General features: G+C 36.8%; 12 protein-coding genes. All 12 read left to right on the plus strand.

Annotation, left to right across the window (positions count from 1 at the left end; translation table 11 throughout):
• The first annotated feature begins 36 nt into the window (after window positions 1-36).
• The 12 genes from EZ428_RS12105 to EZ428_RS12160 all read left to right on the plus strand — a co-directional run bounded on the left by EZ428_RS12105 (window position 37) and on the right by EZ428_RS12160 (window position 16,714).
• Window positions 37-1,197: an ABC transporter substrate-binding protein gene (locus EZ428_RS12105; RefSeq protein ID WP_131554011.1), complete on the plus strand. Its 1,161-nt coding sequence runs from the start codon at window positions 37-39 to the stop codon at window positions 1,195-1,197.
• Window positions 1,194-2,345, plus strand: a complete 1,152-nt coding sequence (locus EZ428_RS12110; protein WP_131553436.1) for a CaiB/BaiF CoA transferase family protein — start codon at window positions 1,194-1,196, stop codon at window positions 2,343-2,345. Before EZ428_RS12105 ends, EZ428_RS12110 begins: the two co-directional genes overlap by 4 nt.
• Before the next feature lie 98 nt (window positions 2,346-2,443).
• Complete coding sequence (locus tag EZ428_RS12115) at window positions 2,444-3,607, plus strand: CaiB/BaiF CoA transferase family protein (protein ID WP_131553437.1); 1,164 nt, start codon at window positions 2,444-2,446, stop codon at window positions 3,605-3,607.
• Window positions 3,600-4,838, plus strand: a complete 1,239-nt coding sequence (locus tag EZ428_RS12120) for an extracellular solute-binding protein (protein ID WP_225871054.1) — start codon at window positions 3,600-3,602, stop codon at window positions 4,836-4,838. Before EZ428_RS12115 ends, EZ428_RS12120 begins: the two co-directional genes overlap by 8 nt.
• On the plus strand, window positions 4,835-5,914 hold the full coding sequence (locus tag EZ428_RS12125) for a Gfo/Idh/MocA family protein (RefSeq protein ID WP_131553438.1): 1,080 nt from the start codon (window positions 4,835-4,837) through the stop codon (window positions 5,912-5,914). Before EZ428_RS12120 ends, EZ428_RS12125 begins: the two co-directional genes overlap by 4 nt.
• A 91-nt stretch (window positions 5,915-6,005) precedes the next feature.
• On the plus strand, window positions 6,006-6,446 hold the full coding sequence (locus EZ428_RS12130; protein ID WP_131553439.1) for a MaoC/PaaZ C-terminal domain-containing protein: 441 nt from the start codon (window positions 6,006-6,008) through the stop codon (window positions 6,444-6,446).
• A 60-nt stretch (window positions 6,447-6,506) separates the two neighbouring features.
• Window positions 6,507-7,799 (plus strand): L-fucose:H+ symporter permease, encoded by a 1,293-nt coding sequence (gene fucP, locus EZ428_RS12135; protein WP_131553440.1) that lies wholly within the window; start codon window positions 6,507-6,509, stop codon window positions 7,797-7,799.
• A gap of 101 nt (window positions 7,800-7,900) precedes the next feature.
• Window positions 7,901-11,332: a glycosyl hydrolase gene (locus tag EZ428_RS12140; protein ID WP_131553441.1), complete on the plus strand. Its 3,432-nt coding sequence runs from the start codon at window positions 7,901-7,903 to the stop codon at window positions 11,330-11,332.
• Complete coding sequence (locus tag EZ428_RS12145) at window positions 11,332-13,389, plus strand: aceric acid hydrolase (RefSeq protein ID WP_225871055.1); 2,058 nt, start codon at window positions 11,332-11,334, stop codon at window positions 13,387-13,389. Before EZ428_RS12140 ends, EZ428_RS12145 begins: the two co-directional genes overlap by 1 nt.
• Before the next feature lie 3 nt (window positions 13,390-13,392).
• Window positions 13,393-14,634: a ribulose-bisphosphate carboxylase large subunit family protein gene (locus EZ428_RS12150; protein WP_131553442.1), complete on the plus strand. Its 1,242-nt coding sequence runs from the start codon at window positions 13,393-13,395 to the stop codon at window positions 14,632-14,634.
• Window positions 14,634-16,046, plus strand: coding sequence for a four-carbon acid sugar kinase family protein (locus tag EZ428_RS12155; protein ID WP_131553443.1), 1,413 nt, complete (start codon window positions 14,634-14,636; stop codon window positions 16,044-16,046). Before EZ428_RS12150 ends, EZ428_RS12155 begins: the two co-directional genes overlap by 1 nt.
• A gap of 5 nt (window positions 16,047-16,051) precedes the next feature.
• On the plus strand, window positions 16,052-16,714 hold the full coding sequence (locus EZ428_RS12160) for an aspartate/glutamate racemase family protein (RefSeq protein WP_131553444.1): 663 nt from the start codon (window positions 16,052-16,054) through the stop codon (window positions 16,712-16,714).

The raw sequence follows: 16,714 nt of genomic DNA on the forward strand, positions 1-16,714 counted from the left end.
AATCATCTCAATCAGCGGGAAAGAAAAGAGAGAATGATGAGTAAGAATATAATTTTAAAAGGAATTACTTGGAACCATAGTCGTGGGTTATTGCCAATGGTGGCAACGGCACAGCGATTTGCTGAGCTAAATCCAAATGTTCAGATTACTTGGGAAAAGAGAAGTTTACAGCAATTTGCAGATTTCTCTATTCAAGAATTGGCAGAGCGATTTGATTTATTGGTTATCGACCATCCTTGGGCAGGTTTTGCTTCAAGAACTAAATCGATTATCCCATTAGATGAATATTTGCTAGCTGATTATTTAAAAGACCAAGAAGTAAATTCTGTAGGTGCTTCTTACGATAGTTATAATTTCAATAACCATCAATGGGCATTGCCGATAGATGCAGCAACTCCTGTGGCATCTAGCAGGCCAGATTTACTGGAAGAAAAAGGTTTATCCTTACCCAAATCTTTTGAAGATTTATTGGCATTGGCAGATAAAGGTTTAGTGGCTTTTGCAGGCATCCCGATTGATGTTTTGATGAATTTTTATACGCTGTGTTGCTCTCTAGGTGAAGACCCTTGCCAAGCAGATGATATTGTAATTTCAGAAGAAATTGGTGTTAAGGCTTTAAAAATGTATCTCCAATTGGCATTAAAAATTGATGTAAGAAACTTTAATAGAAACCCAATTCAGGTTTATGAAGCAATGACACAAAGTGATGAGGTTGCTTATTGTCCATTTGCCTATGGTTATTCAAATTACTCAAGAAACGGATATGCTCGAAAGCCTTTGCATTTTCATGATATGATTTCTTTGGATGGCAAAACCAATTTGAGAAGCACTTTAGGTGGAACAGGTTTAGCAATTTCTTCTAAATGCGAAAACAAAGAAATCGCGGTTGAATATGCAAAATTTGTAGGTTCACCAGCTTGTCAATCAAGTTTATATTTCGAAAGTGGCGGTCAACCAGGACATTTAATCGCTTGGAAAAATGAAGAGGTAAATAGACAAAGCCAAAATTATTATTTAAATACTTTGCCAGCTTTAGAAAGAGCATTTCTTCGTCCACGTTACCATGGTTCTATGTTTTTTCAAGACCATGCTGGTGATGTGGTGAGAAATTATTTAATGCAAGGTGGAAATGAGTATCAAGTTTTAGCAGATTTAAATAAACTATATCAAGAATCTAAAACCTTAACATTAGCATGAGAAGACCGTTAGAAGGAGTTTTGGTATTAGAGTTTTGTCAATTTTTGGCGGGGCCATCTGCTGGATTAAGATTGGCAGATTTAGGCGCAAGAGTAATCAAGATTGAAAGACCAAGAACAGGAGATGCTTGTAGGCAATTATCTATCAAAAACCTTTTTGTAAATGATGATAGTTTGCTTTTTCATACTATTAATCGCAACAAAGAGAGCTATGCAGCTGATTTAAAAAATGCAGATGATTTAGTGAGATTGAAAAAGTTAATCAGCAAGGTCGATATCATGATTCACAATTTTAGACCAGGGGTGATGGAGAAAATTGGTTTAGATTATACTTCCGTTCAAGAAATCAACTCAAAAATTATTTATGGCGTTGTTACTGGTTATGGTAATGAGGGTCCTTGGGCAAATAAACCTGGACAGGATTTGTTGGTGCAGTCTGTTTCCGGATTAACTTACTTATCTGGTAGTGATATAGACGGCCCAGTTCCATTTGGTTTATCAGTTTCTGATATCATGTGCGGTAACCATTTGGCGCAAGGTTTAATTGCTGCTTTAATAAAAAGAGCAAAGACAAATCAAAGTGTTTTAGTTGAAGTGAGTTTATTAGAATCGATTTTAGATGTACAATTTGAAGTCATCACTACTTATTTAAATGATGGCGGAAAATTACCAGAACGAAGTGCGGTAAAAGGAAGCGCCCACTCTTATTTAAGCGCACCCTACGGGATGTATGCAACTACAAATGGACATATCGCACTAGCAATGGGCGATTTAAAGTTGATTTGTTCAATAATTGATTGTGATATCACTGATTTATATACAGATGCAAATTCTACATTCGAAAATAGAGACAAATTAATTTTGAGATTAGGTGAAACTTTCAAACATCAAAATAGAGAGTATTGGCTCGGGTTATTAGAAAGTAATGGAATTTGGTGTGCTGCAGTTTTAAATTATAGAGAAGCTACAAATTTAGATGTTTATAAAAGTTTAAAAATTGAGCAGCAATTAAATTTGGGTGATGGTAAACATATAAAAACTACTTCAAGTCCACTTAGGATGGATGGTAATAAGTTGTATGCAGATAAACCAGCACCAATTTTAGGACATCACAATGTGGGAATTAATGAAGAGTTTGAATTAAATTAGAAGAACCTATTCGTCACCCTGAATTTATTTCAGGGTCTGTATTGCAAGAAAGATGCTGAAATAAATTCAGTATGACGGTTTGTTAAAAAATAAAAAATATGCGTCCTCTAGAAGATTATTTGGTTATAGATTTTAGTCAGTTCCTTTCTGGTCCATCGGCAAGTTTACGCCTGGCAGATATGGGTGCTCGTGTAATTAAAGTTGAGCGTTTAGGTGTGGGAGATATTTGTCGCACCTTGTACACTTCTAATTTAATTATGAATGGCGAATCATCAGTTTTTCACGCCATCAATAGAAATAAAGAAAGCTTTGAGGTCGACCTAAAAAGTGAGGAAGATTGCGAAATGGTTCGCGAATTGCTTAAAAAGGCAGATATCATGATCCATAATTTCCGTCCTGGTGTGATGGAGAGATTGGGTTTTGATTATCAATCTGTTTCAGAAATCAATTCATCAATTATTTATGGTGAAATTTCTGGATTTGGCAACGAAGAAAGTGTTTGGAGAAATAAGCCTGGTCAAGATTTGCTTTTACAGTCGGTTACAGGTTTAACTTCCTTAACAGGCAATGCTGATAGCGGTCCGGTGGCCATGGGTTTATCTATTATAGATATGCTAACCGGTGCTCACTTAGCACAAGGATTATTGGCTTGTTTATATCGCAAAGCAATTACAAATGAAGGTGGTTTGGTACAAGTAAGTATGATGGAATCTGCTTATGATTTCCAGTTTGAGACCATTACAACTTTTATGAACGACGGAGGTGCATTACCAGAACGTTCAGTAAAAAATAACGCTAATGCTTATTTAGGTGCTCCTTATGGCATTTATCAGACCCAAAATGGTTATTTGGCTTTAGCCATGGGTTCCATTCCGGTACTGGGGAAATTATTGGAATGTGAGGCAATGCTGAAATTTACCGATATCAAAGAAGCATATGATAAACGAGATGAAATTAAGGCAATAATAGCCGAACATTTATTAACAGGAACAACAGAAAAATGGCTTTCTAAATTAGAACCTGCCGACATTTGGTGTGCCGATGTTTTAAATTGGGAACAATTAATGGCTCACGACGGATTTAAGGTTTTAAATATGATACAAGAAGTAGAAATGCTTGATGGTTATAAATATGAAACTACTCGCTGTCCCGTTCGTATTGATGGAGAATTATTAACTTCATCGAAAGGTTCGCCTAAGTTGGGCCAGGATAATGAAAAAATCATTAAAGAGTTTAATTTAAAATCCATTGCAAGTGCATAATCCACAAGAAACATTTAGAATTGCAGTACGCAAATTTGCTCCATTTGAATCTGCCATGCAGAAATTTTGGGATAAATACTGCTCGCAATCTGGATGTAAATTAGAATTGGATATGGTGGTGATGGATTTACACGAACTTCACGAAAGCACCTTAACCAATAATGGCTTAGCTAATGGAGATTTTGATGTAGCCCATATCAACACTGATTGGATTTATGAGGGTTTTGTAAACAATGCTTTTGAAGTTTTAAATGATAACATTGAAAAAAATCCGCCGGTAAATTTTCCTGATGGATGGAGCAAATCTTTACTAAGTCTACAAAATTTCGATGGAAAAATAGTTGGATTGCCTTTTCACGATGGTCCGGAATGCTTAATCTATAGAAAAGACCTCTTCGAAAGCCACAAAGAACAAGCTGATTATTTTGCTAAGTATGGTAAAAATTTAAGGGTTCCACAAACGTGGGAAGACTTTAGGCAAATTGCCGAGTTTTTCAATCGCCCTGCGGATAATTTATATGGAAGTATTTTTGCCTGTTACCCAGATGGACACAATACCGTATTCGATTATTGCCTCCAATTGTGGACTAGAGGTGGAAGTTTAGTAGATACAGATGGTTCGATTAACATCGATACAAAAGCATCTATAGACGGTTTAAACTTTTATAGAAACATTGTAAAGGACAAAACAAAAGTTCATCCAGGTTCTGCTCAATTTGACTCAGTAGCGGCAGGTTTAGCTTTTATGAATGGCGAAGCAGCGATGATGATCAATTGGTTTGGTTTTGCTGCAATGTGCGAAGTGGATGCAAATTCAAAAGTTAAGGGCAAAATTTACGTAGATGTTTTACCATCTGCTGCAGACCAAATATCTGCTTCCTTAAATGTTTATTGGCTTTATACCATTGGAAAAGGAAGTAAGAACAAGGCTATTGCGTATGATTTTCTCCGTTTTGTTACAAACCAGGAGAACGATAAACTTTTAACTTTAGAAGGTGGTATTGGTTGCAGAATCTCTAGTTGGAATGATGCTGAGATTAATAGGATTATCCCATATTACCACAAATTAGAAACATTACACGCTGTAGCGAATATGTTGCCTCAAAAGAAAAACTGGGCGCAAATTGCAACGATAATTGATGAAATGGTACTTGCTGCAATTAATACGACTGAACCAACAGAAAAATTGGTTGAATTGGCACAGCAACAAATTAATGAATTAGAAAAATGAGTATTGATATCAAATATAAACCTGAACTTCCAGTAACTGAACAACCCATTATAATTATTGGTGCTGGAGGAATTGTAACTGATGCGCATTTGCCAGCTTACAAAATAGCAGGTTTTAAAGTTCACGGTATTGTTAATAGAACCAAGGAAAGAGCAGAAAAAGTAGCCGGCCATTTTGATATTCCCAATGTTTATAATTCTGTTGCAGAGGCTGTGGCATTAGCTCCTGCAAATGTGGTTTATGATTTAACCATTATGCCAGAGCAATACATTGAAACGTTAAAACAATTACCCAATGGCAGTGCTGTATTAATTCAGAAACCAATGGGCGATGATTTTAATCAGGCAAAAGAGATTTTAGCGTTATGTAGGGAAAAGGATTTTAAAGCGGCCATCAATTTTCAATTACGCTATGCGCCATTTGTAAGCGCAGCCAAATATTTAATAGATGCTGGTTTAATTGGCGAATTATACGATATGGAAGTTCGTGTGACGATTAAAACGCCTTGGGAGATTTTTCCTTACGTAATTATACATCCAAGGTTAGAAATTCAGTACCACAGTATTCATTACGTAGATTTAATTCGTTCGTTTTTGGGTAATCCTGAGAGTGTGTTGGCGAAAACTTTAAAACATCCTGCTAAGAGTTTGTCATCATCTCGTAGTACGATATTATTCGATTACGGCGATACCTTGCACGCAGTTATTAATACCAATCACGACCACGATTTTGGATCAAACCACCAAGAAAGTTATATCAAATGGGAGGGGACAAAAGGCGCAATTGTAGCTAAAATAGGTTTATTGATGGATTATCCTCACGGCGTACCTGATGTTTTTGAATATTGTATTTTAGAAGAAGGAAAATCGCCTGAATGGCAAATAGTAAAATTAGATGGCTCTTGGTTTCCAGAAGCATTTATTGGCACCATGTCTAATTTAATGAGGTATAACGAAGGTTCGGATAAAGTTTTAAATACCAGTGTAGAGGATGTAATTAATACGATGGCGGTTGTGGAAAGTGCTTATCAGTCTAGTGATAAAGGTGGGGTTAAGGTAAGTGAACAGTTAATGTAGGCTTGTCATCCAGAGCAAAGCGAAGGATCTAAATAATGAATAATTATTGGCTGGTGGAGACACCCGCCAGGGATATTAAGAATAAAAAAATATGTATTTCAAATCAAAATTTTTTGAAGATTACCTCTTAAACGATAAACGCGTAACCTTGGGTCGTACCATAACAGAAACTGATTTTGTGGTTCATGCTGGTCACACAGGTGATTTTTTTCCTCATCATATGGATGCAGAATGGTGTGCGACACAGCCGTTTAAACAGCGTATTGCTCACGGCACAATGGTTTTTAGTATTGGAATTGGCTTAACCGCATCAGAAATAAATACTGAAGCCATGTCTAAAGGTTATGATAAGTTACGTTTTGTAAAACCTGTTTCTATTGGCGATACCATTCATTCTGAAGTGACCATTTCAGAAAAAGCAGAAGCTAAAAAACCTGAATACGGAACTGTAACCGAACACGTAGAAATTATTAACCAACACGGAGAGATCGTTTTAGTATGCGACCACTTGCTAGTAGTTAAGAAAAAATAATATAAACCATACTTTAAGTCCCCTTTAGGGGATTTAGGGGTGCTAAATAAAAACCAAAATATGAACCACAACAATCAACCTGAAATTATCGTAGAAGGAGATTCTTCGTCGAACAAAAAGTATTTATTACCATTTATTTTTGTGATAAGCCTATTTTTCCTATGGGGAATGGCCCACAATTTAGATTCAAGTCTAATTCCGCATTTAAAAAAGGCCTGCAATTTAAATAATGTGCAATCAATGTTAATTGATACTTCAGTATTTCTAGCCTACTTTTTAATGGCTATTCCTGCGGGCATGATTTTAAAGAAATTTGGTTATAAAGCGAGTATGATTGCTGGTTTGTTGGTGTTTGCGGGTGGTGCATTTCTTTTTGTTCCAGCAGCTAATTCGTTATCATACACTACCTTTTTAATTGCTTTATTTATCATTGGGTGTGGTTTGACAATTCTTGAAACTACAGCTAATCCTTATGCGGCAGTACTTGGTGATCCTGCAAAGGCAACTAGTAGATTGAATTTGGCTGCTTCATTTAATGGCTTGGCAGCCATGGTTGCGGCTTATGTAGGGTCGAGGTTTATCTTGTCTGGAAAGTCATATTCTAAGGCAGAATTAGCAGCAATGACAGAGATTAACCGAAACTCATACTTTCTTGAAGAAGCCTCGTCTGTAAAAATGCCTTATATTATTCTAGGAAGCGTACTTGTAATTATAGCTATCATTTTTTGTTTTATTTACTTCCCTGAAGTAAAAACTAAAAGTATTGATGGTGAAGCAAAGGGAAGTTTTATGGGCGCATTGAGGCATAAACATTTAAAGTGGGCGGTAGTAGCTCAGTTTTTCTATGTTGGTGCTCAAGTTTGTGTAACAAGTTCTTTTATTCGTGCTGCTCAACAAGGTGCTGGATTCAGTGAAGCAACGGCAGGAGATTATCTAATTGCTTACGGTTTTCTATTTACAGTTGGTCGCTTTGCCGGAACAGCTTTATTACAATTTATATCTTCTGCAAAACTATTGTCTGTTTATGCAATTGTTTCCATTTTACTTTGTTTAGTTGCAGTATTAGGCACTGGACCTATTATGGTTTATGCATTGGGTGGATTAGGTTTCTTTATGTCAATTATGTTTCCTACCATTTTTGCACTTGGTATTGAAGGTATTGGAGATGATACTAAACCAGGTTCTTCATGGTTAATTATGTCAATTGTTGGCGGAGCAATCGTTCCTGTACTTATGGGCGCATTAATAGATAAATTCAATGACAATGTTCAACTTGGTTACTATGTTCCATTGGTATGTTTTATTGTTATCCTTTATTTCGGATTGAAAGGTTATAAAATCGCTCATAAATAATTTAAACTAACCACTAAGACACTAAGGACACAAAGAAGAAATTAATTAACCAAACTTAGTGTTCTTTGTGCCTTTGTGGTAAAAAAAAAACAAGAATAAAAATGAAACCACTGTTTAGCAAAATCTTCTTGTTCTTTCTGCTTTGTGCCTTTAGTTTTAAGCTTAGCGCACAACAGAATGAAAATGCTAGACCTTGGGTTTTCTGGTATTGGGTACAATCTGGTATTTCTAAAAAAGGAATCACTGCCGATTTAGAGGCAATGAAAACCAACGGAATTGGTGGTGCTTACCTAATGACCATTAAAGGTGGTAAGTCATCAACTCCTTCATTATATGAAAAACCAATAGAGCAATTAACGCCCGAATGGTGGGAGATGGTGAAGTTTGCCATGGATGAAGCCAAACGCTTAGATTTGAAATTAGGGATGCACGTAAGCGATGGTTTTGCCCTTGCTGGCGGACCGTGGATTACCCCAGAATTATCTATGCAAAAGGTAGTTTCGTCAAAGATAACTGTCAATGCATCAAATACTAAGATTAAATTACCTCAACCAGAATCGAAGGAAGGTTATTATAAGGATATTGCTGTTTATGCTTATCCATCCCCAACAGGAACAAACCAATCTACGCAAACCATAATTCCTAAAATTACTGCTAGTAATGGAGCAGATGGAAGTGGATTAGTTAAACCAGATAACAAACAAAACTTTGGTTCAAATGAATCACTTTACATTCAGTATGAATTCGAAAAGCCATTTACTTGTCGCACAATTAAGATTAAAGTAAGTGGTAATAACTACCAAGCTCAGCGATTAAAAATAGAAGTTAGCAATGATGGTAAAACCTTTCGTTCAATTGGCAGATTAGAGCCACCAAGACACGGTTGGCAAGATACGGATGAAGATGTAACACATTCAATCGTGCCAACTATTGCTAAATTTTTCCGTTTTGTTTACGATAAAACTGGTTCTGAGCCCGGTTCCGAAGATTTAGATGCTGCAAAATGGAAACCTTCTTTAAAATTGGTAAACCTAGAATTATTTGCTGAAGCTAAAATAAATCAGTTTGAGGGTAAAAATGGTTCTGTTTGGCGCATCAGTAAAAGGACAACCAATGAGCAATTGCCAAGCAATTCATGTGTGCCATTAAATAAAATAATTAACCTAACTGCAAAGTTAAAATCAGATGGTAGTTTAGATTGGAAAGTTCCAGTAGGGAATTGGACAATCTTAAGAGTAGGGCATACTTCAACCGGACAAAAAAATGCGACTGGTGGCGCTGCAATAGGATTGGAGGTTGATAAATTTAATCCGACAGCTGTAAAATTACAGTTCAATAAATGGTATGGAGAGGCTTTAAAATATGGTGGGCCAGAAATAGCTTCAAAGGTTTTGAGCATGTTTCACGTTGATAGCTGGGAATGTGGCAGTCAGAATTGGTCAAGCAATTTTAAAGCGGAATTTTTAAAGCGCAGAGGATATGATTTAACGCCTTATCTTCCAATTATGACCGGATTGCCTGTGCAAAGCGCATCGGTTTCTGAAAGCTTTTTATATGATGTTAGAAAGACCATTTCAGAATTGGTTGTCGACCAGTTTTACAAAACCTTAGCAGCCTTAGCCAAAGAAAAGGGAGTAACATTTACTGCAGAAAGTATTGCCCCAACAATGATGAGCGATGGTTTATTGCACTACAAAACTGTAGATGTGCCAATGGGCGAATTTTGGTTAAATAGTCCAACTCATGATAAACCAAATGACATGCTTGATGCTATTTCTGGCGCTCATATCTATGGCAAGAACATTATTCAAGCGGAAGCTTTTACAACGGTTAGAATGGACTGGAATGAAAGTCCGATGAATATGAAAACCTTGCAAGACAGAAATTATGCATTAGGAATAAATAAATTGGTTTATCACGTTTTTACACATAATCCTTGGATGGATAGAAAACCAGGAATGACTTTGGATGGCGTTGGTTTATACTTTCAACGTGACCAAACTTGGTGGAAAGCCAGTAAAGCTTGGGTAGATTATGCCATAAGAACACAAGAATTGCTACAACAAGGAAAACCAGTAGTTGATATCGCAGTTTTTACTGGCGAAGAATTGCCTCGTCGCTCAGTTTTGCCGGATAGGTTAGTTTCTACTTTACCAGGTCTTTTTGGTGCCGATGTGGTAGAAGCTGAAAAGAAACGTTTAGCAAACTTTGGTGAGCCTTTAAGGTCAATTCCAGCTGGTGTTTCTCATTCGGCAAATATGGCCGACCCAGAAAATTGGGTAAACCCTTTGAGAGGTTATGCTTATGACAGTTTTAACCCAGATGTTTTAAGTACAGCAACCGTTAATAATGGAGAAGTCGTGTTTGCAAGTGGCGCATCGTATAAGGTTTTGGTTATTCCAGGGGATATGAAAATGAACCCGAATTACCAATATATGAGTTATGCTGCAGTTAAAAAATTGGTAGAACTGGTAAAAGCCGGGGCAACGATTATTGTAGGAGAAAAACCATTATATCAAATTGGATTACAAAAAGTTAATGATTCTGAGTTTAATGGTTTGGTTAATCAAATTTGGGATGGGAAATTCAGTGAAATCAAGAAGGATTTTAAAGATAATTATAACTCAACTCTAGAAAAAATAATTGGCTTTGGAAAAGTAATTCTAGCACCGTTTAAAAGGTCAAGTTTTATTGATATTGGAATAGAGCCAGATTTATCAGTAACACAAGATTGTACTTCAGAAATGATAACTTTTGTTGAAAACGTTGCTTATACTCACAGAAAAGCTATAGATAAAGATATTTATTTTATATCTAATCAACTCAAAGAAGAAAGAAAGGTTGATTTTAATTTTCGCATTAAAGATAAAATTCCTGTATTGTTTGATGCGGTTAGTAATCAGACTATTGAATTGAAAGAGTGGTATTCTTTTGGTGAAAGTACAAGCTTTAGAATGAATTTAGTTCCTAATCAATCCCTGTTCGTGATTTTTGAAAAGTCAACAACTGATACTGTATATGATATTGGAAATAATTGGAAAACCTTTAAACCCATTCAAAACCTTTCTACAGATTGGCAAGTAAAATTCAACCCATCTTATGGCGGCCCATCAACTCCTGTTGAATTTAAAACTTTAACCGATTGGGCATTAAATGCTGATAGTGCCATCAAGTATTATTCTGGTACAGCATCCTACACCAAAACATTCAACTTTGATGGAAAATCTACAGATAAAGTTTGGATAGATTTAGGTGCTTTCTCAAGCATAGCTGAGGTAAAAATAAATGGAATTGATTGTGGTACATTATGGACAGCACCATTTGAGTTAGAAGTAAGCAAAGCTTTAAAACAAGGTGAAAACCAAATTGAAATACAAGTAACCAACACTTGGGCTAATCGTTTAATTGGAGATAGTAAATTACCTGTTGATAAACGAATTACAAATACTACTGCACCTTTTCGTTTAGGTGGAAAACCATTAAATCCAGCTGGTTTATTCGGGCCAGTTACCCTTAAAATTGAAGAGAAATAATGATGAAGAAACTTAATAGAAATTACGGACTTTCGGTTTTTCCGACTTTCGGACTAATCGTATTACTCTTTCTAGCGTTAAACTCCACAAAAGCCCAACAAAACGCCTTAACCTACAATACCAATAGCCCCTATGCTAAATTGAAAAGTTTAGACATGAAGGATGTGACTTGGACCAAAGGTTTTTGGGCAGACCGCTTTAAAGTGGCAACCGAAACAATGGTGCCAAATATGTGGGCAATTTATAACGACCCTAAAACCAGTCACGCTTTTAAAAACTTTGAAATTGCTGCCGGATTAGACACTGGAAACCATAAAGGACCTTCGTTTCACGATGGCGATTATTACAAAACCTTAGAAGCAATGGCAAGTTTATATGCTTCAACGGGTAATCCAAAATTAAATGAAATGATGGATAAAGCCATAGCTGTTATTGCTAAATCACAGCGTGAAGATGGTTATATCTACACCAAGGCAATGATTGAGCAACGCAAAACAGGCTCAAAAAATCAGTTTCAAGATAGATTAAGTTTCGAGGCCTACAATATCGGACATTTAATGACGGCCGCTTGTGTACATTTTCGTGCTACGGGAAAAACATCTTTATTAAACGTAGCTAAAAAAGCGACTGAATATTTGTACAACTTCTACAAAACGGCATCGCCAACCTTGGCTCGAAATGCAATTTGCCCTTCTCATTATATGGGCGTGATAGAAATGTACCGTACCACAAAAGAACCTAGGTATTTAGAACTGGCCAAACATTTAATCGCCATTAAAGGCAAAATAGATGATGGAACTGATGATAACCAAGATAGAATTCCTTTTTTAACGCAAACAAAAGCCACTGGCCACGCCGTTAGGGCAAGTTATTTGTATGCTGGCGTAGCCGATTTATATTCAGAAACTGGAAATGATAGTTTAATGAAATCTTTAAACTTGATGTGGGATGATGTAAACAGCCACAAAATGTATGTTACTGGAGGATTAGGCTCTTTGTATGATGGGACTTCGCCAGATGGCACTTCTTATAATCCAACTGAGGTACAAAAAATCCATCAGGCATTTGGTAGAGATTATCAATTACCAAACTTCACAGCTCACAATGAAACCTGCGCCAACATTGGTAATGTGCTTTGGAACTGGAGAATGCTGCAATTAACAGGCGATGCAAAATATGCTGATGTAATGGAATTAGCACTGCATAACAGCGTTTTATCAGGCATCAGCTTAAATGGTAAAAACTTTTTATACACCAATCCTTTGGCGCAAAGCGATAATTTACCTTTCAAGCAACGCTGGTCTAAAGACAGGGTGCCATACATTTCTTTGTCTAATTGTTGTCCACCAAATGTAGTGCGTACCATTGCCGAAGTAAGTGCTTATGCTTACAGCGTGTCTGATAAAGGAATTTGGTTTAACTTATATGGTGGCAACAAAGTAAATACTAAACTGGCAGATGGGGTTAAAATTAGCCTCTCTGAAGTAACCAATTATCCTTGGGATGGAAATATTAAGGTTACAGTAAACGAAACTGCTGGTAAAGCTTATTCTATGTTTTTCCGCATTCCTGGATGGACGAGCAATGCAAAAATCAATATAAATGGAAAACCTTTTAATGTTGTTGCAAAATCTGGAACCTATGTTGAAGTAAACAGGAATTGGAAAGTAGGCGATGTAGTAGAGCTTATTTTACCAATGGAAGCTCAATTAATTGAATCAAATCCATTGGTTGAGGAAAATAGAAATCAAGTAGCTGTTAAAAGGGGACCAGTTGTTTACTGCTTAGAATCTAATGATTTCCAAGGGAAAAATATCTTCAACGCTGTTATTCCATTTTCAATAATATTAAAAGCAACGCCAATAACCATTGATGGTGCACAAATGATGAGTTTAGAAGGTAGTGCAAAATTGAGAGCTAAAACAGATTGGACAAACACACTCTATCATCCAATTTCAAAAACGAATGAAACCACTCCAATAAAACTGGTGCCATATTTTGCGTGGGGCAATAGAGGTCACTCAGAAATGTCGGTTTGGTTACCATTAAGTAGATAAAAAATGGAAAGAATTACCGCAACATATTACATTGAAACACCGCTTGACATAGAAAAAGCTGCCCAAGTTTTGGCAGGCGAACAATCATCTGGCACTTTTATAGCCGTTCCTGGAGAAACTGAAGAACTGAAACAACGCTTTGCGGCTAGGGTAGAATCGATTGAAAGATTAGATTCAGCCTCAGAGCCATCTATTCCTAGCGTAAAATTGAAACCAGGTACATACCAAAGAGCTTTGGTTAAAGTTTCTTGGTCGATAGAAAATTTTGGCTATAATTTGCCAGTTTTGGTTTCCACCTTACAGGGTAATTTATACGAATTAACTCAATTTACAGGTTTAAAGCTGATGGATATTGAGTTTCCATCTTCGTTTGCAGATGCTTATAAAGGACCGAGGTTTGGGATTGAAGGTTGTAGAAAACTAACCAATGTTTACAACAGGCCATTAATTGGCACCATCATCAAACCAAGCATTGGAATGTCTCCTGAGCAAACGGCTGCATTGGTTAAAACATTAGCTGAAGCTGGCATCGATTTTATCAAAGACGATGAATTGTTAGGTTCATCAGCTAATTCTCCTTTTGCCAACAGAGTTGATGCAATTATGGACGTAATTAATGCACAAGCTGATAAAACTGGCAAAAAAGTAATGTATGCCTTTAACATCAGCGATGAAATGGACCAAATGCAACGCAACTATGAGAAAGTTGTAAATGCTGGCGGAACATCAGCAATGATTAGCTTAAATAGTGTGGGTTTAGCAGGAGTGAAGAAGATTTGTGATAATGGGCAATTGGCAATTCACGGACACAGAAATGGTTGGGGAATGTTAAATCGCCATCCTTTGTTAGGGATTGAGTTTCCGGCTTATCAAAAAATATGGCGTTTATCGGGTGTCGACCAAATTCACGTGAATGGCATTCAGAACAAGTTTTGGGAGTCTGATGATTCAGTTGTGACTTCAATTGAAGCTTGTTTAAAACCATTTTTAGGTGGTTCAGTCTTGCCAGTCGTTTCTTCTGGGCAATGGGGTGGACAAGCGCCTGAAACCTATCGTAGAACGAAAACAGTTGATTTATTGTACATGGCTGGAGGCGGAATTATGGCTCATCCAGACGGACCAACTGGTGGTGTTTTGGCTTTGCAACAAGCTTGGCAAGGTGCGGTAGAAGGTTTGTCTGTTGAACAAATCGCAGCTAAACATGCAGAATTTAATAATTCAGTAAAGTTATTCGGTAAAAAATAATGGAGAACTCAACAAATAGCTTATTAATTGCCTACTACGGAGATGATTTTACAGGCTCAACCGATGCCTTAGAGTTTTTGAGCAGAGCAGGAATTAAAACAATGTTATTTATTGAAGCCCCAACACTAGCTCAGCTTAAAAATTATCCTGATTTACAAGCAATAGGAGTAGCTGGAATGAGTAGAACGATGTCTCCTATAGAAATGGAGCGGGTATTAACTCCAGCATTTGCTGATTTGCAAAAACTTAATCCGAAACACGTTCACTATAAGGTTTGCTCAACTTTCGATTCATCTCCTGCTATTGGAAGTATTGGGAAAGCGATAGATATAGGAGCAGCTATATTCAAATCTAAATTCGTTCCTGTATTGGTAGCTGCGCCAATTTTAGGCAGACATATGCTTTTCGGAAATCTATTCGCAAGAATGGGAATTGGAAGTGCAGGCGCTATTTACCGCTTAGATAGGCATCCCTCTATGAGTAAACATCCCGTAACTCCAGCCGATGAAAGTGATATTAGGTTACGTTTAGCTAAGCAGACAGAAAAAAACATTGACTTATTCAATATCTTAGATTTACATCAATATCAAGAAGAACCAAAAGATTTAGAATTTGCAGCTGATATTGTCCTTTTCGATGCGTTAGAGCAACAAGACTTGGCATCAATTGGAGAAATAATAGACGCACAGGCAAATGAGGAAGATATACTTTTCTCTGCTGGTTCATCAGGAATAGAAATGGCTTTAGGTGCTTATTGGCAACAAAGTGGATTGTTAAAATCAGAACAAAAATGGGAGATAGCCAAAGTTGATGGGCCCATTCTAATTGCTTCTGGAAGTTGTTCTGCTGTTACTTCAACACAAATTAGCTTTGCCTTGCACAAAGGCTTTGCCGAAGTAGCCATTGATACCATCACCTTAGCCAAACAAGTTTCTTCATCCAGTTTAACTGAAAATATTAATTACTTAAATGAAGTGGCTAAAGCCTATGCCACAAAAGCTGTTGAATTAATTCAAAAAGGTAAAAGCATCATTATTCATACCAGTTTAGGTAACGATGATGAACGTGTAATCGAAACTGATAAAGTATTTATATTCAGATCTTTTTCAAAATCAACTACAGCTAAACTTTATGGAGCTTTATTAGGAAAAATTGCTATACTGGTTACAGAAAAAACTTCCTTAAAAAGAATTATTGTAGCTGGCGGCGATACATCAAGCTATGCTGCAAGAGCAATGGGAATTGAAGCGGTAGAAATGATAGCTCCACTTTCTCCAGGCTCACCCTTGTGTAAAGCTCATGCACCAAACACAGCAATTAATCATTTACAAATCGCCTTTAAAGGTGGACAAGTTGGAAAAGAAGATTTCTTTTTAACTGCCGCTAAAGACATAGAACCAAACCAAACATAACCGATATGAAAAAAACACTAGGACTTGTCCACACCTCAGCTACTTTAGTTCCCGTTTTTCAAAAATTGTGTAGTGAATATTTACCAGATGTAAATGTGTTCAACATTGTTGATGACAGCTTAATCAAAGATGTGATAACTAGAAATGAGCTCACCAAATTAACAGCTAGAAGAGTGGTAGATCATGTAGGTTCTGCTGAATTAGCAGGTGCTGATATCATTTTAGTAACCTGTTCGTCTATCGGCGCTGCCATAGAAGCATCAGTAGCATTAACTAGTGTGCCTGTTTTACGTGTAGACCAGCCAATGGCAGATTTAGCTGTAAAAACTGGTAAAAGAATAGGAGTGATTGCCACTTTGCCAACAACTTTAGGTCCGACAAGTGATTTAGTAAAACGTAGAGCTGCAATTGTAGGTAAAGAAATTGAATTAACATCTAAACTTTGTGAAGGTGCTTTTGATGCCTTAATGGGCGGTAACCCAGAGATACATGATGAGATGGTAGCAAAGGCTTTAATCGAGCTTTCATCACAAGTAGATGTGATTGTTTTGGCTCAAGCCTCAATGTCTAGGGTGGTTGATACCTTACAAGAATCAGAAAAGAAAGTTCCAATCTTGTCAAGTCCAACATTAGCTATACAGCACATTGCACAACTTTTAAATAGCTGA

Source organism: Pedobacter frigiditerrae, from assembly GCF_004331645.1.
GTDB classification, from domain to species: Bacteria; Bacteroidota; Bacteroidia; order Sphingobacteriales; family Sphingobacteriaceae; genus Pedobacter; species Pedobacter frigiditerrae.

Bases quoted from the DNA above. Each gene is read 5' to 3' on its own strand.
- EZ428_RS12115 (WP_131553437.1), top strand. From the start codon at position 2,444: ATGCGTCCTCTAGAAGATTATTTGGTTATAGATTTTAGTCAGTTCCTT.
- EZ428_RS12160 (WP_131553444.1), top strand. From the start codon at position 16,052: ATGAAAAAAACACTAGGACTTGTCCACACCTCAGCTACTTTAGTTCCC.
- EZ428_RS12140 (WP_131553441.1), top strand. From the start codon at position 7,901: ATGAAACCACTGTTTAGCAAAATCTTCTTGTTCTTTCTGCTTTGTGCC.
- EZ428_RS12130 (WP_131553439.1), top strand. From the start codon at position 6,006: ATGTATTTCAAATCAAAATTTTTTGAAGATTACCTCTTAAACGATAAA.
- EZ428_RS12125 (WP_131553438.1), top strand. From the start codon at position 4,835: ATGAGTATTGATATCAAATATAAACCTGAACTTCCAGTAACTGAACAA.
- EZ428_RS12155 (WP_131553443.1), top strand. From the start codon at position 14,634: ATGGAGAACTCAACAAATAGCTTATTAATTGCCTACTACGGAGATGAT.
- EZ428_RS12145 (WP_225871055.1), top strand. From the start codon at position 11,332: ATGATGAAGAAACTTAATAGAAATTACGGACTTTCGGTTTTTCCGACT.
- EZ428_RS12150 (WP_131553442.1), top strand. From the start codon at position 13,393: ATGGAAAGAATTACCGCAACATATTACATTGAAACACCGCTTGACATA.
- fucP (WP_131553440.1), top strand. From the start codon at position 6,507: ATGAACCACAACAATCAACCTGAAATTATCGTAGAAGGAGATTCTTCG.
- EZ428_RS12105 (WP_131554011.1), top strand. From the start codon at position 37: ATGAGTAAGAATATAATTTTAAAAGGAATTACTTGGAACCATAGTCGT.
- EZ428_RS12110 (WP_131553436.1), top strand. From the start codon at position 1,194: ATGAGAAGACCGTTAGAAGGAGTTTTGGTATTAGAGTTTTGTCAATTT.